Annotated in this window: 29 protein-coding genes; 3 read left to right on the top strand and 26 right to left on the bottom strand. The window is 59.4% G+C overall.

Annotated elements, in window-relative coordinates; genetic code table 11:
* The first annotated feature begins 23 nt into the window (after positions 1-23).
* A complete protein-coding gene (locus tag FAZ21_RS11855) occupies positions 24-773 on the top strand; it encodes a GNAT family N-acetyltransferase (RefSeq protein WP_136773650.1) in 750 nt (249 codons plus the stop codon).
* A complete protein-coding gene (locus FAZ21_RS11850; protein WP_136773649.1) occupies positions 751-1,647 on the top strand; it encodes a lysophospholipid acyltransferase family protein in 897 nt (298 codons plus the stop codon). The genes FAZ21_RS11855 and FAZ21_RS11850 overlap by 23 nt, the downstream gene beginning before the upstream one ends.
* Here the strand turns inward: FAZ21_RS11850 and FAZ21_RS11845 are convergent.
* Positions 1,626-2,450: a symmetrical bis(5'-nucleosyl)-tetraphosphatase gene (locus FAZ21_RS11845; protein WP_136773648.1), complete on the bottom strand. Its 825-nt coding sequence runs from the start codon at positions 2,448-2,450 to the stop codon at positions 1,626-1,628. The genes FAZ21_RS11850 and FAZ21_RS11845 overlap by 22 nt on opposite strands.
* A 47-nt stretch (positions 2,451-2,497) precedes the next feature.
* Between FAZ21_RS11845 and FAZ21_RS11840 the strand changes: the two genes are divergently transcribed.
* Positions 2,498-3,382: an HDOD domain-containing protein gene (locus FAZ21_RS11840; protein WP_136773647.1), complete on the top strand. Its 885-nt coding sequence runs from the start codon at positions 2,498-2,500 to the stop codon at positions 3,380-3,382.
* Between the two features lie 76 nt (positions 3,383-3,458).
* Here FAZ21_RS11840 and rplQ read toward each other — a convergent pair whose 3' ends face one another.
* From rplQ to rplB, 25 genes are all read right to left on the bottom strand, one after another.
* Positions 3,459-3,851, bottom strand: coding sequence for a 50S ribosomal protein L17 (gene rplQ / locus FAZ21_RS11835; RefSeq protein WP_136773646.1), 393 nt, complete (start codon positions 3,849-3,851; stop codon positions 3,459-3,461).
* Between the two features lie 24 nt (positions 3,852-3,875).
* Complete coding sequence (locus tag FAZ21_RS11830) at positions 3,876-4,859, bottom strand: DNA-directed RNA polymerase subunit alpha (RefSeq protein ID WP_136773645.1); 984 nt, start codon at positions 4,857-4,859, stop codon at positions 3,876-3,878.
* Between the two features lie 35 nt (positions 4,860-4,894).
* Complete coding sequence (gene rpsD, locus FAZ21_RS11825; RefSeq protein WP_018748521.1) at positions 4,895-5,515, bottom strand: 30S ribosomal protein S4; 621 nt, start codon at positions 5,513-5,515, stop codon at positions 4,895-4,897.
* Positions 5,516-5,529: 14 nt separating this feature from the next.
* On the bottom strand, positions 5,530-5,922 hold the full coding sequence (gene rpsK, locus FAZ21_RS11820) for a 30S ribosomal protein S11 (RefSeq protein WP_018748522.1): 393 nt from the start codon (positions 5,920-5,922) through the stop codon (positions 5,530-5,532).
* Positions 5,923-5,952: 30 nt separating this feature from the next.
* Positions 5,953-6,315, bottom strand: a complete 363-nt coding sequence (gene rpsM, locus FAZ21_RS11815) for a 30S ribosomal protein S13 (RefSeq protein ID WP_136773644.1) — start codon at positions 6,313-6,315, stop codon at positions 5,953-5,955.
* 60 nt (positions 6,316-6,375) lie between these two features.
* Positions 6,376-6,489 (bottom strand): 50S ribosomal protein L36, encoded by a 114-nt coding sequence (gene rpmJ / locus FAZ21_RS11810; protein ID WP_018748524.1) that lies wholly within the window; start codon positions 6,487-6,489, stop codon positions 6,376-6,378.
* A gap of 38 nt (positions 6,490-6,527) precedes the next feature.
* Complete coding sequence (infA, locus tag FAZ21_RS11805; protein WP_136773643.1) at positions 6,528-6,746, bottom strand: translation initiation factor IF-1; 219 nt, start codon at positions 6,744-6,746, stop codon at positions 6,528-6,530.
* Positions 6,747-6,767: 21 nt separating this feature from the next.
* A complete protein-coding gene (gene secY, locus FAZ21_RS11800) occupies positions 6,768-8,063 on the bottom strand; it encodes a preprotein translocase subunit SecY (RefSeq protein ID WP_211243444.1) in 1,296 nt (431 codons plus the stop codon).
* A gap of 40 nt (positions 8,064-8,103) precedes the next feature.
* Positions 8,104-8,544, bottom strand: coding sequence for a 50S ribosomal protein L15 (gene rplO / locus FAZ21_RS11795; RefSeq protein ID WP_136773641.1), 441 nt, complete (start codon positions 8,542-8,544; stop codon positions 8,104-8,106).
* Between the two features lie 2 nt (positions 8,545-8,546).
* Positions 8,547-8,732: a 50S ribosomal protein L30 gene (gene rpmD / locus FAZ21_RS11790; protein WP_136773640.1), complete on the bottom strand. Its 186-nt coding sequence runs from the start codon at positions 8,730-8,732 to the stop codon at positions 8,547-8,549.
* Positions 8,733-9,245: a 30S ribosomal protein S5 gene (gene rpsE / locus FAZ21_RS11785; RefSeq protein WP_136773639.1), complete on the bottom strand. Its 513-nt coding sequence runs from the start codon at positions 9,243-9,245 to the stop codon at positions 8,733-8,735. It lies immediately after the preceding gene.
* A 14-nt stretch (positions 9,246-9,259) separates the two neighbouring features.
* Entirely contained in the window at positions 9,260-9,613 is a 354-nt protein-coding gene (gene rplR / locus FAZ21_RS11780; RefSeq protein ID WP_136773638.1) for a 50S ribosomal protein L18, read from the bottom strand.
* Positions 9,614-9,626: 13 nt separating this feature from the next.
* Positions 9,627-10,160 carry a 50S ribosomal protein L6 gene (gene rplF, locus FAZ21_RS11775; protein ID WP_136773637.1) on the bottom strand — a complete coding sequence of 178 codons (534 nt, stop codon included), beginning with the start codon at positions 10,158-10,160 and terminating at the stop codon, positions 9,627-9,629.
* A gap of 12 nt (positions 10,161-10,172) precedes the next feature.
* Entirely contained in the window at positions 10,173-10,565 is a 393-nt protein-coding gene (gene rpsH / locus FAZ21_RS11770) for a 30S ribosomal protein S8 (protein ID WP_136773636.1), read from the bottom strand.
* Positions 10,566-10,580: 15 nt separating this feature from the next.
* Positions 10,581-10,886 carry a 30S ribosomal protein S14 gene (rpsN, locus tag FAZ21_RS11765; RefSeq protein ID WP_136773635.1) on the bottom strand — a complete coding sequence of 102 codons (306 nt, stop codon included), beginning with the start codon at positions 10,884-10,886 and terminating at the stop codon, positions 10,581-10,583.
* 7 nt (positions 10,887-10,893) lie between these two features.
* Positions 10,894-11,433 carry a 50S ribosomal protein L5 gene (gene rplE / locus FAZ21_RS11760; protein ID WP_026263046.1) on the bottom strand — a complete coding sequence of 180 codons (540 nt, stop codon included), beginning with the start codon at positions 11,431-11,433 and terminating at the stop codon, positions 10,894-10,896.
* 14 nt (positions 11,434-11,447) lie between these two features.
* Entirely contained in the window at positions 11,448-11,768 is a 321-nt protein-coding gene (rplX, locus tag FAZ21_RS11755) for a 50S ribosomal protein L24 (RefSeq protein ID WP_136773634.1), read from the bottom strand.
* 10 nt (positions 11,769-11,778) lie between these two features.
* The gene (gene rplN / locus FAZ21_RS11750; RefSeq protein ID WP_136773633.1) at positions 11,779-12,147 is read right to left on the bottom strand and encodes a 50S ribosomal protein L14; all 369 of its coding nucleotides are present in this window, start codon (positions 12,145-12,147) and stop codon (positions 11,779-11,781) included.
* A gap of 200 nt (positions 12,148-12,347) precedes the next feature.
* Positions 12,348-12,611, bottom strand: coding sequence for a 30S ribosomal protein S17 (gene rpsQ / locus FAZ21_RS11745; RefSeq protein WP_136773632.1), 264 nt, complete (start codon positions 12,609-12,611; stop codon positions 12,348-12,350).
* A 1-nt stretch (position 12,612) separates the two neighbouring features.
* Positions 12,613-12,801 (bottom strand): 50S ribosomal protein L29, encoded by a 189-nt coding sequence (gene rpmC, locus FAZ21_RS11740; protein ID WP_026263047.1) that lies wholly within the window; start codon positions 12,799-12,801, stop codon positions 12,613-12,615.
* Positions 12,801-13,217, bottom strand: a complete 417-nt coding sequence (gene rplP, locus FAZ21_RS11735; RefSeq protein ID WP_018748539.1) for a 50S ribosomal protein L16 — start codon at positions 13,215-13,217, stop codon at positions 12,801-12,803. The genes rpmC and rplP overlap by 1 nt, the downstream gene beginning before the upstream one ends.
* Complete coding sequence (rpsC, locus tag FAZ21_RS11730; protein WP_136773631.1) at positions 13,201-13,905, bottom strand: 30S ribosomal protein S3; 705 nt, start codon at positions 13,903-13,905, stop codon at positions 13,201-13,203. Before rpsC ends, rplP begins: the two co-directional genes overlap by 17 nt.
* Before the next feature lie 9 nt (positions 13,906-13,914).
* Positions 13,915-14,244, bottom strand: coding sequence for a 50S ribosomal protein L22 (gene rplV / locus FAZ21_RS11725; RefSeq protein ID WP_136773630.1), 330 nt, complete (start codon positions 14,242-14,244; stop codon positions 13,915-13,917).
* Between the two features lie 9 nt (positions 14,245-14,253).
* Positions 14,254-14,529 carry a 30S ribosomal protein S19 gene (gene rpsS, locus FAZ21_RS11720; RefSeq protein ID WP_136773629.1) on the bottom strand — a complete coding sequence of 92 codons (276 nt, stop codon included), beginning with the start codon at positions 14,527-14,529 and terminating at the stop codon, positions 14,254-14,256.
* Between the two features lie 6 nt (positions 14,530-14,535).
* Positions 14,536-15,369 carry a 50S ribosomal protein L2 gene (gene rplB, locus FAZ21_RS11715; protein ID WP_136773628.1) on the bottom strand — a complete coding sequence of 278 codons (834 nt, stop codon included), beginning with the start codon at positions 15,367-15,369 and terminating at the stop codon, positions 14,536-14,538.
* Positions 15,370-15,372: the final 3 nt, after the last annotated feature.

Here is a 15,372-nt window from a genome sequence, read left to right as displayed (position 1 = left end):
TCCACCCATCAGGAGGAACATGAATGCTGCAACAACTGCAAATCGACACAGCAAAACGCAGGCGTCCACTGTCGTTGGCCTTTGCTTCCAACGCGAGCCATCTGCGTGCCGCACAGGCACTGCGCTATAAGGTGTTCGCCGAGGAGATGGGGGCCAAGCTCAGCGGCCGCGAGGCTGGCCTGGACCAGGATCTCTTTGATGCCTATTGCGAGCATCTGCTGGTGCAGGACGACGAAACCGGCGAGGTGGTCGGCACCTACCGCATCCTGCCCCCGCACCAGGCCAGGAAGCTGGGCAGCTACTACGCCGACACCGAGTTCGACCTGACCCGCCTGCAACACCTGCGCAGCCAGTTTGTCGAGGTTGGCCGCTCCTGTGTCCACCCCGACTATCGAAACGGGGCAACCATCGCTTTGCTTTGGTCCGGATTGGCCGACTACATGCAGCGCCATGGTTATCAATACCTGATCGGATGTGCCAGCATGTCGCTCGCGGATGGCGGCCATCACGCGGCCAGCCTCTATCGGAAGCTGGTGGAAAGCGCGTCCGCGCCCGTCGAATGGCGAGTATTTCCCCGCTGCCCGTTGCCGCTGGCCGCGCTGGACCAGAAAATGCCGGTAACGGTCCCGCCATTGATCAAGGGCTATCTGCGCGCCGGGGCGATGATCTGCGGCGAGCCGGCCTGGGATCCCGACTTCAACACCGCCGACCTGTTCGTCCTGCTTCCCATGCACCGGATCGACAATCGATATGCCAAGCACTTCCTGCGGTAATGCAGACGCAATAAGCACATGGCCCGTTCTGGGCGATGCCGCTAAACTCGCTGAGTCATCCATTCAAGCTCAGCCTGCCGGCTTACGCCGGTCCGCGTCCATGTATCGAAACTGGCTTCGCCTCCAACGCCTCGTCAATGTGCTCTGCCATCTCGGCATGGGCATTGCCATCGCCACATGGCGCTTCCCTGGAATGGATGAAAATGCCCGCCTGTGTCGTATCCAGTCGTGGTCACGAACCCTGGCGAAAAAGCTCGGCATTCAGATTCGCGTCCAGGGCGTGGTGCCGGGGCTATATCCGCCCAACCACTTGCTGTTGGCCAATCATATTTCCTGGCTCGACATATTCGTTCTGAATACCGAAACGGTCTCGCGCTTCGTTGCGAAATCCGAGATCCGGCAGTGGCCGGTGGTCGGCAGCCTGTGCCACGCGGCGGGGACGCTGTTTATCGAACGGGAGCGCAAGCGCGATACCGCGCGGGTCAGCAATGCCATGATCGATGCGCTGCGCGATGGGCATTGCGTGGCGGTGTTCCCCGAAGGGACCACTTCGGATGGCCGCTGCATCCTTCCCTTCCGCTCTTCGCTACTCCAGGCCGCCATCGACTCGCAGGCGACGATCCAGCCCATCTACCTGCGCTACGTCGACAGCGAGGGCAACTGGAACGATGCCCCCGCCTATATCAACGAGATGTCGCTCAGCGAGTCGCTATGGCGATTGCTGGGCGCACGCGGTCTGGTGGCGGAGATCAATTTCCTGGCGCCATTCGCGGTGGCAGGCGAAGACCGCCGCACACTGACTCGCTACGCCGAGACACGCATCAAAGCGGCGCACGAAGCCCTGAACAGCCATCACCCCTCCGCAACGTCCTGATACGGCCGACGGGCAGTCACCTGGGTGATTTCCCCGTTATCCAGACAGACCGCTGTCAGTTGCCCCCCCCAGATACAACCAGTATCGATCGCCCAGACATCCGGGCGCATCAACAACCCCAGCGCGGACCAGTGTCCGCAGATGACGCGCTGGGTATGTTTCCGCAAGCCCGAGTCAAACCAGGGGGTCAGTCCCGCTGGAGCCTGGTCCAGCTCTCCTTTGAACTTGAGCTGCAATGCGCCATGTTCATCAACGAATCTCATGCGGGTACAAGCGTTGATGGTAAAGCGCCAGCGTTCGGCCAGCGATGCCGCCTGATCCCAGTGCGCGGGTTTGTTGCCATACATGTCGGCCAGTGCTGCACGCCATTCCTCCCGTGCCAGCGCGGCCTGCACTTCACCACAGGCATCGGCGAGCTGATCCAGTGTCCAGCCAGGCCAGATCCCCGCATGCACCAGGACGGCATCATCCAGCCTTCGCAATAACGGCTGGCGCCTGAGCCAATCACAGAGTTGAGAACAATCGTCCGCGCTCAGTATCTCGCTGATGGTGTCGCCATTCTTGGGTGTGGCATATCCGGCAACGCACGCAAGCAAATGCAAATCGTGATTTCCCAGCACCGGGAAGACGCTGGTCTGGTTGCGGTAAGCCCATCTCAATACTTCCAGCGAAGCGGGGCCTCTATTCACGAGGTCGCCAACCAAGTACAAACTGTCTTCAGCTGGTTGAAACCGGATCAGCGCCAGCAGATCGTGCAGCTCGTCAGCACACCCCTGGATATCACCGATTGCATAGCGAGCCATACGATTCACTCTCTATAAAGAATTAACTTACATTTACTGAGCGCAATATGCTCCACAGCACTCTCCCCACCTACGATGCCTGGGTCGATAAACTGGCTGCTTGCGAATTGCCGGTGTTGCAGTATACGTGCGCCCGGCTTCAGGACCTGCAAAGCCGGGTGGATGAAATCAGTATCCGCGATATCGCCCGCCCCATCCGCCATGACGCCTTGATGACGCTGCGGGTCATTCGCTTCCTGCAAATGCATCGCCACGTTTCCCAGGTGACCGACGTCAATACCGTGGACCGCGTGCTGATGATGATCGGCATGCGTGGGTTCATCCGGGAGTTCGGTCAGGCGGTCACCGTCGAAACACGGTTGCACAATGATCCCAAGGCGCTGACCAATGTACGTCGCATCCTTGCCAGAGCCAGTCTTGCCGCACAGATTGCGGAGGCGATGGCGGGAATGCGGCGGGATATCGATCCCGAGGAGGTTGCAACGGCTTGCCTGCTGCACGATACCGTCGAGATATTCCTGTGGTTGATCGCACCAAGGCTGGCTGCCGAGATCGAGACCTTGCAGGCGGCCCAGCCCGATCTCCGCACTCGGGATGCCCAGCGCGAAGTGCTCGGCCACACCTTGTTCGATCTACAGCTGGCCCTGGTTCAGCGCTGGCATCTGCCCGCCTTGCTTGCCCACTTGATCGATGAACGCTACCTGGCCGAACCGCGCGTCAGGACGGTGATCGTCGCGACGGCGCTATCCCGGCATCTATACCGGGGCTGGGATAACGCGGCATTGCCCGATGACTACAAGAACGTCGGGGAACTGCTCGGGCTGGAGCCGGATGCCGCATACGCCCTGGTGCGGGATGTCACCCTGCGCGCCGGCCGCGACTGGCACTGGTATGAGACCTTACCCCCCATGGCGTTGCGGCCGCGGCCCTGAATGCCCCTTTCACGGCGACTCCAATGACAAAAGGCCAGCAATCTGCTGGCCTTTTGTCATTGCTGGCTGCAAACGCTTACTCAGCGTCTGCTTCCACGGCTTCCACTTCTTCAGGACGGTCCACCAGCTCGACCAGCGCCATGGGCGCGTTGTCGCCAGCGCGGAACCCGCACTTGAGGATACGCAGATAGCCGCCATTGCGGGCAGCGTAGCGCGGGCCGAGTACGTCGAACAGCTTCACCACGATCTCGCGATCGCGGGTGCGGTCAAACGCGAGGCGGCGATTTGCCAGCGATGCCTGCTTGCCCAAGGTGATCAGGGGCTCGGCAACGCGACGCAGCTCTTTGGCCTTCGGCAGCGTGGTTTTGATGACTTCGTGACGCAGCAGCGCGTTCGCCAGGTTGCGCAACAGCGCCTGGCGATGGCTGGACGTACGATTGAGTTTACGATTGGCTAAACGGTGACGCATTTGTCAGTTCCTTTACCTTGCCGATCACGGCTTGTCCAAGCCGGCCGGCGGCCAGTTTTCGAGGCGCATGCCCAGGCTGAGGCCCTTCGAGGCGAGCACTTCCTTGATTTCATTCAAGGACTTGCGGCCCAGGTTCGGCGCCTTGAGAAGCTCGGTCTCGGTGCGCTGGATCAGATCGCCGATGTAATAGATGTTTTCGGCCTTCAAGCAGTTGGCCGAACGCACCGTCAATTCGAGGTCATCCACCGGGCGGAGCAGGATCGGATCGATCTGCGGTGCGGCCGGCTTCTCTTCCTCGATCGGCGTGCCTTCGAGATCGGCAAATACGGAGAGCTGATCCACCAGAATGCGGGCGGCTTGGCGCACTGCATCTTCCGGCGTCAACACCCCATTGGTTTCGATCTCGAGAATCAGGCGATCCAGGTCGGTACGTTGCTCGACACGGGCGCTTTCGACGGCATAGCTGACGCGGCGGATCGGGCTGAAGGAAGCGTCGAGCTGGATGGTGCCGATGCTACGCGACTCGTCGCGATTGGCACGGGCAGGCGCAGGCTGATAGCCACGGCCCTTCTCCACCTTGATTTCCATGTTCAGCTTGCCGCCAGCGGACAGATGCGCAATGACGTGATCGGGATTGACCACTTCCACGTCATGCGGCACCTGGATATCGCCAGCCTTCACAACACCCTGGCCATCCTTGGTCAGTGTCAACGCCACGGCTTCACGGCCGTGCAGCTTCAGCACGACACCCTTGAGGTTCAGCAGAATGTCGACCACGTCTTCCTGCACGCCATCCAGCGCGGAGTATTCATGGACGACACCCTCGATCTTCACCTCGGTGGGTGCGAACCCCGGCATCGAAGACAGCAGGATGCGGCGCAGGGCGTTACCGAGCGTATGGCCGTAACCGCGCTCGAACGGCTCCATCACCACCCGAGCCTGGGCGGAAGAGTGAGCCTGCACGTCGATGATGCGCGGCTTGAGCAACTCATTAGCGAGGTTTTGCATGTATCAGTATCCCTTGGCCTTTCCGGGGCAGCTAATTACTTGGAGTAGAATTCCACGACCAGCGATTCATTGATATCGCTGGAAAGATCGGAACGCTCCGGCGCATTCTTGAACACGCCTTCCATTTTCTTGCTGTCGACCTGCACCCAGTTCGGGAAACCGATGCCTTCGGCCAGCGACAGTGCTTCTTGAATACGCACTTGCTTCTTGGCCTTCTCGCGCACCGAAACGGCGTCGCCAGTCTTCACCTGGAAGGAAGGAATGTTCACGACATTGCCATTGACCACGACAGCCTTGTGCGACACCAGCTGGCGCGCTTCGGCACGAGTGGAGGCAAAGCCCATGCGGTAGACAACGTTGTCCAGGCGCGACTCGAGCAGCTTCAACAGGTTTTCACCGGTCGAGCCCTTGCGGCGAGCAGCTTCTTCGAAATAACGACGGAACTGACGTTCCAGCACGCCGTAGATACGACGGATCTTTTGCTTTTCGCGCAGGTGAACGCCGTAGTCGGACAGACGGGTGTTCTTAGCGCCATGCTGGCCTGGGGCTTGTTCCAGCTTGCACTTGCTGTCGAGCGAACGACGCGCGCTCTTGAGGAAAAGATCCGTGCCTTCGCGACGTGCGAGTTTGCACTTGGGTCCAATATAACGAGCCATGTTCTACTCCGGGATTAGATACGACGCTTTTTCGGAGGACGGCAGCCGTTATGCGGCACCGGAGTCACATCCGAAATGCTGGTGATCTTGAAGCCGAGTGCGTTCAATGCACGCACGGCGGATTCGCGACCCGGACCAGGACCCTTGATACGAACTTCAAGGTTCTTCACACCATATTCTTGGGCAACTTTACCAGCGTGCTCCGCGGCCACCTGGGCTGCGAAGGGTGTACTTTTCCGAGAGCCCTTGAAACCAGCACCGCCCGAGGTAGCCCAAGAAAGTGCATTGCCTTGGCGATCGGTGATGGTAATGATCGTGTTATTGAAAGACGCGTGCACATGCACGATGCCTTCCGACACGCTCTTTTTGACTTTCTTCCGTACACGCACTGTGTTTGCTTTAGCCATTCTTTAAATCCTTAATTTACGCTGCGGCGATTATTTCTTGCCGGCGATAGGCTTGCGCGGGCCCTTGCGAGTGCGCGCATTGGTACGCGTGCGTTGGCCGCGCACCGGAAGGCCCTTGCGATGACGGAAACCGCGATAGCAGCCAAGGTCCATCAGACGCTTGATGCTCATCGTGACTTCGCGACGCAGATCGCCTTCGACAATGTACTTGCCGACTTCTTCACGCAGCTTGTCCAACTCAGCTTCGCTGAGATCTTTAACCTTCTTGTTCGGCTCGATGCCGGTGGCAGCGCAGACAGAGATCGCACGAGTGCGGCCAATGCCATAGATTGCCTGAAGGCCGATCACAGTATGCTGATGATTAGGGATGTTAACCCCAGCAATACGGGCCATACTTCTTTACCCCAGGTTCAAAAAGTTGCGGATTATAGCAACCTGAGCTGATTGACTCAATCAGCCCTGGCGCTGCTTGTGCCGCGGATCCGTGCAGATCACGCGCACCACGCGATTGCGGCGGATGATCTTGCAGTTGCGGCAGATTTTCTTGACCGATGCTTGAACTCTCATCGTCTGGTCCTTTCATCTAAAGTGAGATTCCGTTCGAATCACTTCGTCCGGAATACGATGCGAGCCTTGGTCAGATCGTAAGGGGTGAGTTCCACCGTAACCTTGTCACCGGGAAGGATGCGGATATAGTGCATCCGCATCTTGCCGGAGATATGACCAAGGACCACATGTCCGTTTTCAAGCTTGACCTTGAACGTTGCGTTAGGCAGCGTTTCCAGGACTTCGCCCTGCATCTGAATAACGTCTTCTTTCGCCATGGCTAGTCGATTCAATCCGGCTTAGGCCGCGCCTTTGAAGTTTGCCTTCTTCAGCAGGCTCTCGTACTGATGCGACAGCACGTAGGACTGCATCTGCGCCATGAAGTCCATGGTCACCACCACCAGAATCAGCAGCGACGTACCACCGAAATAGAACGGGACATTCCATTTCAGGATCAGGAACTCAGGAATCAGACAGATCACCGTGATATAGACGGCGCCGATCAACGTCAGCTTCAGAATCAGTTTTTCGATGTAACGGGCCGTATGCTCGCCCGGGCGATAACCCGGAATCATTGCCCCGCTCTTCTTCAGGTTGTCCGCGGTTTCCCGGGGATTGAACACCAGGGCGGTATAGAAGTAGCAGAAGAAAATGATCGCTGCGGCATAAAGCAGTACATACACGGGCTGGCCCGGGTGCAGCGTATCGCCGATCGCCTTCAGCCACCCCAGCTTCTCGCTGTTGCCAGTCCAGGACAGCAACGTTGCGGGAAACAGGATGATCGACGACGCGAAGATCGGCGGAATGACACCCGCCATATTGATCTTCAGCGGCAGATGGGTGCTCTGGGCCTGCATCACGCGGTTACCGACCTGGCGCTTGGCATATTGCACCGGCACCTTGCGTTGACCACGCTCCACGAACACCACCGCTGCGGTCAGCAGCACCACGGCCACGGCCAAGAACAACGCCATGATCTCGTGCAGGCTACCCGCCTGCACCAGCGACAGCGTCTTGCCAATGGCACTCGGCACGCCGGCTGCAATACCGGCACAGATCAGGATCGAGATCCCGTTGCCGATACCGCGCTCCGTGATCTGCTCACCCAGCCACATCAGGAACATGGTGCCGGTGACCAGCGTGACCACCGTGGTAAAGAGGAACATGCCTTGCGGCAGAAGCACCAGGTTGGGCTGCTTGAACAACATCATCGCAATGCCGAAGCTCTGCGCGGTTGCAAGCAGCACCGTGGCATAGCGCGTGTACTGCGTGATCTTGCGCCGGCCGGCCTCGCCTTCCTTCTTCAATTGCTTGAGCGAAGGAAACACTTCGGAGCCGAGCTGCATGATGATCGACGCCGAAATATACGGCATGATCCCGATAGCAAACACGGTGAAGCGCGACAACGCACCGCCCGAGAACATGTTGAACATGTTCAGCAGGCCGGTTTGCGAGGAATTGAACAGCTTAGCCAGTTCCGCCGGGTTGATGCCCGGCACGGGGATATGTGCCCCGATACGGTACACAATCAGTGCACCGATCAGGAACCAGATCCGCTTCTTCAGATCCGCGAACTTGTTGCCTGCGGAAGCCATAGCGGGATTTGCCACGTTGCTGCCTCTGACTTGAGCTCGGTTACTCGGCGATGCTGCCACCGGCAGCTTCGATCGCGGCGCGCGCACCCTTGGTGACCGACAGGCCCTTCAAGGTAACGGCACGTTCGATCTTGCCAGCCAGGATGACCTTGACCGCTTGAGCGTGCTGGCCGATCACACCGGCCTGCAGCAGCACTGCGTAGTCGATCTCGTTGACCGGCAGTGCATTCAAGTCGGACAAGCGCACTTCGGCGCTCTTGCCCTTGGCAAGCGAAACGAAACCACGCTTCGGCAGGCGGCGTTGCAGCGGCATTTGACCGCCTTCAAAGCCAACCTTGTGGAAACCGCCGGCGCGGGATTTCTGACCCTTGTGACCACGGCCGGCAGTCTTGCCCAGACCGGAACCGATGCCACGACCGACACGCTTCTTGGCGTGAGTCGAGCCTTCGGCAGGCTTCAGGTTGTTCAGTACGAGAGACATGATTAGCCCTCCACCTTCAGCAGGTAGCTGATCTTGTTGATCATGCCGCGGTTGGCCGGCGTATCGATCACTTCAGCCGAGCTGTTCAGCTTACGCAGACCAAGACCACGCGCGCACGCCTGGTGCGATTCCAGACGTCCGATCAGGCTCTTGACGAGCGTGACCTTGACTTTCTTGGCGTCGCTCATTTATGCGTCCCCCAGGATTTCTTCGACGGTCTTGCCGCGCTTGGCAGCAATGTCACCCGCCGTTTGCAGCTTGGCCAAACCATCCAGCGTGGCGCGAACCACGTTGTACGGGTTGGTCGAGCCATGGATCTTGGCGCTGACGTTATGCACGCCGGCCACTTCGAACACGGCGCGCATCGGGCCGCCGGCGATAATGCCGGTACCATCGGGAGCGGGCTGCATGAACACGGTGGTGGCGCCATGGCGACCAACCACCGCGTGCGGCACGGTACCGTTCTTCAGCGGAGCCTTGAACAGTTTGCGACGGGCTTCGTCCAGTGCCTTTTGCACTGCGACCGGCACTTCCTTCGCCTTGCCCTTGCCCATGCCAACGCCGCCATCGCCATCACCGACCACGGTCAGCGCGGCGAAGCCGAGAATACGACCACCCTTCACGACCTTGGTGACGCGATTCACGCTCACCATCTTCTCGCGAAGGCCGTCGCTGCGATCTTCTACTTCGTTCCTAGCCATTTGATCACTCCAAATTAGAAGACGAGGCCGCCTTCGCGTGCGGCGTCAGCAAGCGCCTTCACGCGACCGTGGTAATGGAAACCGGAGCGGTCGAACGCAACCTTCTCCACACCAGCAGCACGGGCCTTCTCGGCGATGCGCTTGCCGATCAGGGTAGCAGCGTCGACGCTGCCGCCGTTCTTGACCTGGCCACGCACTTCAGCTTCGAGCGTCGACGCGCTGGCCAGCACCTTGGCGCTGTCCGCATCGATGACCTGAGCGTAGATATGGCTGTTGGTACGATGCACCGAGAGGCGCACCACCTTGAGCTCCGCAATCTTGGCACGAGTTTTACGTGCGCGGCGGAGTCGAGTCTCTTTCTTGTCCATGATTCAGCCTCGATTACTTCTTCTTGGTTTCTTTCAGAACAACCACTTCGTCCGAATAACGAACACCCTTGCCCTTGTACGGTTCGGGTGCGCGGTAGGCACGGATTTCAGCGGCCACTTGACCAAGAGCCTGCTTGTCAGCAGATTTGAGTACGATTTCGGTCTGGGTCGGGGTTTCCACCTTCACGCCAGCGGGCATCTTGTGCGCCACAGGGTGGGAGAAGCCCAACGTCAGATTCAGCGTATCGCCTTGTGCCTGGGCACGGTAGCCGACGCCCACCAGGTTGAGCTTGCGCTCGAAACCCTTGGAAACGCCGTTCACCATGTTGTTGACCAGCGCGCGCAGGGTACCGGACATTGCGCGGGCCGGCTTGCTGCCATCACGGGCGGCAAACAGGACTTCGTTGTTTTCGATCTTGACTTCGACGTTGCTGCCGAGCGCCTGGCTCAGCGTGCCGTTCGGGCCCTTGACGGTGATGGCACCGTCGTTGAGCTTGACTTCGACACCTGCCGGGATGGCGACCGGGTTCTTCGCTACACGAGACATCGTTTCACCCCATTACGCGACGAAGCACAGAAGCTCGCCACCAACACCGTTGGCACGCGCCTTGCGATCGGTCATCACACCCTTGGACGTGGACAGGATTGCCACGCCAAGACCATTCATTACCTGCGGAATATCCGTGGCACCCTTGTAGATGCGCAGGCCAGGCTTCGAAACGCGTTCGATGCGTTCGATGACCGGGCGGCCGGCGTAGTACTTCAGCTCGATGCTGAGCTCGGGCTTCACGTCGCCAGTCACGGCGAACGACTCGATATAGCCTTCGTCCTGGAGCACCTTGGCGATAGCGACCTTCAACTTCGAGGACGGCATCGTCACGGCGCCTTTTTCCGCACGCTGGGCGTTACGGATACGGGTGAGCATATCGGCGATAGGATCATGCATTGCCATGTTTTATCTCTCCTATTACCAGCTAGCCTTGACCATGCCGGGGATTTCACCCTTCATGGCCAATTCGCGCAGCTTGTTACGGCCAAGGCCGAACTTGCGGTACACGCCGCGCGGGCGGCCGGTAATCGAGCAACGGGAGCCGGTGCGGACCGGGCTGGCGTTGCGCGGCAGTTGTTGCAGCTTGAGGCGCGCGGCAAAACGCTCCTCTTCGCTAACGCTCTGGTCGTTGACCACGGCCAGCAGCTTTTCGCGCTTGGCCGCGAACTTGGCGACGGTTGCGCGGCGCTTCTCTTCGCGTTTAATCAGTGCAAGTTTTGCCATGATCGCCTCAATTCTTGAACGGGAACTTGAAGGCGGCCAGCAGGGCGCGCGCTTCATCGTCGGTCTTGGCGGTCGTGGTGATGGTGATGTTCATCCCACGCAGCGCGTCGATCTTGTCGTACTCGATCTCAGGAAAAATGATCTGTTCGCGTACGCCCATGTTGTAGTTGCCACGGCCGTCGAACGACTTGGCGGGGATGCCGCGGAAGTCGCGAACGCGCGGCAGGGCCACGGTCACCAGACGATCGAGGAATTCATACATGCGATCACGACGCAGGGTGACCTTGCAGCCAACCGGATACCCGTCACGAATCTTGAAGCCGGCGATGGACTTCTTGGCCTTGGTCACGACAACCTTCTGACCCGCGATCTTTTCCAGATCGCCTACGGCGTGTTCCATCACCTTCTTGTCAGCAACCGCTTCACCCACACCCATGTTGATGGTGATCTTTTCGATGCGCGGCACTTCCATCACGGACTTGTAACCGAACTGCTCGATGAGCGCCGGCACAATCTTTTCTTGGTAAATATCTTGCAGACGAGTCATGTTCGTTCTACCCCTTAGCCGCCGACGACTTCGCCGTTGGACTTGAAGACGCGAACCTTATTGCCGTCTTCCAGCACCTTGAAGCCCACGCGGTCGGCCTTGCCGGTCGCGGCGTTGAAGATCGCCACGTTGGACACATGAATCGGCATGGTCTTTTCGACGATGCCACCTTGCACGTTGCGCATCGGGTTCGGCTTCTGGTGCTTCTTCACCACATTGATGCCTTCCACGATCACGCGGTCGTCGGCCGGGAATACACGCAGCACGGTGCCGCGACGACCCTTGTCCTTGCCAGCGATGATGACGACTTCGTCGCCCTTGCGAATCTTGTTCATACCGTTCCCCTTACAGCACTTCCGGCGCGAGCGACACGATCTTCATGAAGCGCTCGGTACGCAACTCACGCGTCACCGGCCCGAAGATGCGGGTGCCGATCGGCTCCAGCTTGTTGTTGAGGAGGACGGCGGCGTTGCCGTCGAACTTGATCAGCGAGCCATCCGAACGACGCACGCCCTTGGCGGTACGAACCACCACGGCGTTGTACACGTCACCCTTCTTGACACGACCGCGCGGGGCCGCATCCTTGATGCTCACCTTGATGATGTCGCCAACGGCTGCGTAGCGACGCTTGGAGCCGCCCAACACCTTGATGCACATAACGCTGCGCGCACCAGTGTTGTCCGCAACCTCCAGCATGGATTGCATTTGGATCATTTAAAAACAACCTCCAACTTAACCCGCGAATATCCCGGCAACACCAGGATCACGCCTGGCAAAACCAGGCAAACGCGACCAGTTTTGGACCCCGAAGGGGGAAGAAACAAACACGGCAACTAGCGCTGCCGTGAGACGGAAAAACGGGCATTGTACTCAAAGTACAATGCCCGCGCAAGAACTTATACCGTTCTAATAAATTAGACGGTACGAGCCTTTTCCAGCAACTCGGCAACAGCCCAGGACTTGGTCTTGGAAACCGGACGGGTTTCCACGATCGTCACCAGATCGCCTTCGTTGTATTGATTGCTTTCATCGTGAGCGTGGTACTTCTTGGAACGACGCATCACCTTGCCGTAGATCGGGTGCTTGACCAGATGCTCGACCAAAACGGTGACCGTCTTATCCATCTTGTTGCTGACCACACGACCGGTCAGCGTACGCTTCAGTTTTGCTTCGGTCATGTTACGCAGCCTTCTGAGCCAGGATGGTACGGACGCGCGCAATATCCTTGCGCACACGCTTCAGTTCGCTCGACTTGGCGAGCTGGCCGGTAGCGGCCTGCATGCGCAGACCGAACTGGGCGCGCAACAGGGCAGTCAGTTCGCCCTTGAGCTCGTCGGCCGACTTTTGACGAAGTTCAGCAGCTTTCATCATTGCCCCACTTGACGAGTGACGAAGGTCGTACCGAACGGCAGCTTGGCGGAGGCGAGACGGAAGGCTTCGCGAGCGAGCTCCTCGTTGACGCCATCCAGCTCGTACAGGACCTTGCCAGGTTGAATTTCAGCAACCCAGTATTCCGGGCTGCCCTTACCGTTACCCATCCGCACTTCGGCCGGCTTGGTCGAAATGGGTTTGTCCGGGAACACGCGAATCCAGACGCGACCGCCACGCTTGATGTGACGGGTGATCGCGCGGCGGGCCGCTTCGATCTGGCGGGCGGTCAGGCGACCACGGGTGGTTGCCTTCAGGCCCCAGGTACCGAACGCCACACTGTTGCCGCGGGTCGCGATGCCGGTGTTACGGCCCTTCTGGACCTTGCGGAACTTGAGTCTAGTTGGCTGCAGCATTGCGTGCCCCCTTACGTGCCTTGCGCTGGGTATCCGGGGCCGGTTCAGCGGCCTTTTCGCCCGGCTTCACTTCGCCCTTGTATACCCAGACCTTGATACCGATGATGCCGTACGTGGTCTTCGCTTCGCTGGTCGCGTAGTCGATGTCAGCACGCAGGGTATGCAGCGGCACGCGGCCTTCGCGGTACCACTCGGTACGGGCGATTTCGATACCGTTCAGACGACCGGCCGACATGATCTTGATGCCCTGGGCACCCAGACGCATGGCGTTCTGCATCGCACGCTTCATGGCACGACGGAACATCACGCGCTTTTCGAGCTGCGACGAGATGCTGTCGGCGATGATCTGCGCGTCGATTTCCGGCTTGCGCACTTCTTCGATGTTGACGTGCACCGGCACCTTGAGGATGTTCTGCAACTGCTTCTTCAGCAGTTCGATATCCTCGCCCTTCTTGCCGATCACCACACCCGGACGTGCGGTGTAGATGGTGATCTTGGCATTCTTGGCCGGGCGCTCGATCACGACGCGGCTGACCGCGGCGTTGGCGAGGCGCTTCTTCAGGAAGTCGCGCACCTCGATGTCTTCGGTAAGCATCTTGCCGAAGTTACGGCTGTTGGCGTACCAGCGCGAGGCCCAGTTTTTGGTGACGGCGAGACGAAAACCCGTCGGATGAATTTTCTGACCCATAATCGCTCCTTAGTCGCCCACAGTCAGCGTGATGTGGCAGGTCTGCTTCTCGATGCGGTTACCGCGGCCCTTGGCGCGAGCGGTGAAACGCTTGAGAGATGGCCCCTTGTCCACATAGATCGTCCGGACCTTGAGGGCGTCGATGTCGGCGCCTTCGTTGTGCTCGGCGTTGGCAATTGCCGACTCCAGCACCTTCTTGATCAGGACGGCGGCCTTCTTCGGACTGAAGGTCAGGATGTTGAGCGCTTGCTCTACCGGCTTGCCACGAACCAGGTCAGCGACCAGTCGAGCCTTTTGCGCGGAGAGGCGAGCATTGCTCAGTACAGCGGATACTTGCATGTCGTCACCTTATCGCTTGGCTTTCTTGTCCGCGGCATGGCCCTTGAACGTGCGGGTGAGCGCGAACTCGCCCAGCTTGTGGCCAACCATGTTTTCGTTCACGTACACCGGTACGTGCTGACGGCCGTTGTGCACGGCGATCGTCAGACCGACGAAGTCCGGCAGCACCGTGGACCGGCGCGACCAGGTCTTGATCGGGCGCTTGTCGTTCGAACCGCGCGCAGCCTCGATCTTCTTGATCAGGTGCAGGTCTACGAACGGACCCTTCTTGACAGAACGTGCCATGTTCTATTACCCCTTATTCGCGGGACGGCGGCGAACGATCATGCCGTCTGTACGCTTGTTGTTACGGGTACGGTAGCCCTTGGTCGGCTGGCCCCACGGGCTAACCGGCACGCGGCCTTCACCGGTACGACCCTCACCACCACCGTGCGGGTGATCGATCGGGTTCATGGCGGTACCGCGCACGGTCGGGCGAATACCCAGCCAACGCTTTGCACCAGCCTTGCCGTAAGAACGCAGGCTATGTTCCTCGTTGCCGACTTCGCCCAGCGTGGCGCGGCAGTCGATATGCACCTTGCGGATTTCGCCGGAACGCAGACGCAACTGAGCGTATGCACCTTCGCGAGCCAGCAACTGCACGCCAGCACCCGCCGAGCGAGCGATCTGCGCACCCTTGCCAGGTTGCAACTCGACGCAATGGATCGTCGAACCCACCGGGATGTTGCGAATCGGCAGGGCGTTACCAGCCTTGATCGGCGCTTCCGAACCGGAAACGACGGTCATGCCGGCCTTCAGGCCCTTCGGTGCAATGATGTAGCGGCGCTCGCCATCGGCGTAGCACAGCAGCGCGATGTTGGCGGTACGATTCGGGTCGTATTCCAGGCGTTCAACCTTGGCGACAATGCCGTCCTTGTTGCGCTTGAAATCGATGACGCGATAGTGCTGCTTGTGGCCACCACCCTTGTGACGGGTCGTGATCACGCCGCGGTTGTTACGGCCTGCGGTCTTGCTTTGCGGTTCGAGCAGGGGTGCATACGGCGCACCCTTGTGCAGATCCGGGTTCACCACCTTGACGACGGCGCGGCGACCAGCAGACGTCGGTTTTACTTTGACCAATGCCATGTT

Origin of the sequence: Chitiniphilus eburneus (genome assembly GCF_005048205.1) — a bacterium.
Lineage (GTDB): Bacteria > Pseudomonadota > Gammaproteobacteria > Burkholderiales > Chitinibacteraceae > Chitiniphilus > Chitiniphilus eburneus.
This window is presented reverse-complemented; position numbering and strand designations above follow the sequence as displayed.

Coding starts and splice junctions, on each gene's coding strand:
- rpsQ (WP_136773632.1), bottom strand. CDS start 12,611: ATGACCGAAGCAAAACTGAAGCGTACGCTGACCGGTCGTGTGGTCAGC.
- rpsE (WP_136773639.1), bottom strand. CDS start 9,245: ATGGCTAGGAACGAAGTAGAAGATCGCAGCGACGGCCTTCGCGAGAAG.
- rplX (WP_136773634.1), bottom strand. CDS start 11,768: ATGAACAAGATTCGCAAGGGCGACGAAGTCGTCATCATCGCTGGCAAG.
- rpsN (WP_136773635.1), bottom strand. CDS start 10,886: ATGGCAAAACTTGCACTGATTAAACGCGAAGAGAAGCGCCGCGCAACC.
- rpmJ (WP_018748524.1), bottom strand. CDS start 6,489: ATGAGAGTTCAAGCATCGGTCAAGAAAATCTGCCGCAACTGCAAGATC.
- rpsC (WP_136773631.1), bottom strand. CDS start 13,905: ATGGGTCAGAAAATTCATCCGACGGGTTTTCGTCTCGCCGTCACCAAA.
- rplQ (WP_136773646.1), bottom strand. CDS start 3,851: ATGCGTCACCGTTTAGCCAATCGTAAACTCAATCGTACGTCCAGCCAT.
- rplP (WP_018748539.1), bottom strand. CDS start 13,217: ATGCTGCAGCCAACTAGACTCAAGTTCCGCAAGGTCCAGAAGGGCCGT.
- infA (WP_136773643.1), bottom strand. CDS start 6,746: ATGGCGAAAGAAGACGTTATTCAGATGCAGGGCGAAGTCCTGGAAACG.
- FAZ21_RS11845 (WP_136773648.1), bottom strand. CDS start 2,450: ATGGCTCGCTATGCAATCGGTGATATCCAGGGGTGTGCTGACGAGCTG.
- rpsK (WP_018748522.1), bottom strand. CDS start 5,922: ATGGCTAAAGCAAACACAGTGCGTGTACGGAAGAAAGTCAAAAAGAGC.
- rpsH (WP_136773636.1), bottom strand. CDS start 10,565: ATGGCAATGCATGATCCTATCGCCGATATGCTCACCCGTATCCGTAAC.
- rplF (WP_136773637.1), bottom strand. CDS start 10,160: ATGTCTCGTGTAGCGAAGAACCCGGTCGCCATCCCGGCAGGTGTCGAA.
- rpsD (WP_018748521.1), bottom strand. CDS start 5,515: ATGGCTCGTTATATTGGACCCAAGTGCAAACTCGCACGTCGCGAAGGC.
- rplE (WP_026263046.1), bottom strand. CDS start 11,433: ATGACTCGTCTGCAAGATATTTACCAAGAAAAGATTGTGCCGGCGCTC.
- rplR (WP_136773638.1), bottom strand. CDS start 9,613: ATGGACAAGAAAGAGACTCGACTCCGCCGCGCACGTAAAACTCGTGCC.
- FAZ21_RS11850 (WP_136773649.1), top strand. CDS start 751: ATGCCAAGCACTTCCTGCGGTAATGCAGACGCAATAAGCACATGGCCC.
- rplO (WP_136773641.1), bottom strand. CDS start 8,544: ATGTCTCTCGTACTGAACAACCTGAAGCCTGCCGAAGGCTCGACTCAC.
- rpsM (WP_136773644.1), bottom strand. CDS start 6,315: ATGGCCCGTATTGCTGGGGTTAACATCCCTAATCATCAGCATACTGTG.
- rpsS (WP_136773629.1), bottom strand. CDS start 14,529: ATGGCACGTTCTGTCAAGAAGGGTCCGTTCGTAGACCTGCACCTGATC.
- FAZ21_RS11840 (WP_136773647.1), top strand. CDS start 2,498: ATGCTCCACAGCACTCTCCCCACCTACGATGCCTGGGTCGATAAACTG.
- FAZ21_RS11830 (WP_136773645.1), bottom strand. CDS start 4,859: ATGCAAAACCTCGCTAATGAGTTGCTCAAGCCGCGCATCATCGACGTG.
- secY (WP_211243444.1), bottom strand. CDS start 8,063: ATGGCTTCCGCAGGCAACAAGTTCGCGGATCTGAAGAAGCGGATCTGG.
- FAZ21_RS11855 (WP_136773650.1), top strand. CDS start 24: ATGCTGCAACAACTGCAAATCGACACAGCAAAACGCAGGCGTCCACTG.
- rpmD (WP_136773640.1), bottom strand. CDS start 8,732: ATGAGCGACGCCAAGAAAGTCAAGGTCACGCTCGTCAAGAGCCTGATC.
- rplV (WP_136773630.1), bottom strand. CDS start 14,244: ATGCAAGTATCCGCTGTACTGAGCAATGCTCGCCTCTCCGCGCAAAAG.
- rpmC (WP_026263047.1), bottom strand. CDS start 12,801: ATGAAAGCTGCTGAACTTCGTCAAAAGTCGGCCGACGAGCTCAAGGGC.
- rplB (WP_136773628.1), bottom strand. CDS start 15,369: ATGGCATTGGTCAAAGTAAAACCGACGTCTGCTGGTCGCCGCGCCGTC.
- rplN (WP_136773633.1), bottom strand. CDS start 12,147: ATGATCCAAATGCAATCCATGCTGGAGGTTGCGGACAACACTGGTGCG.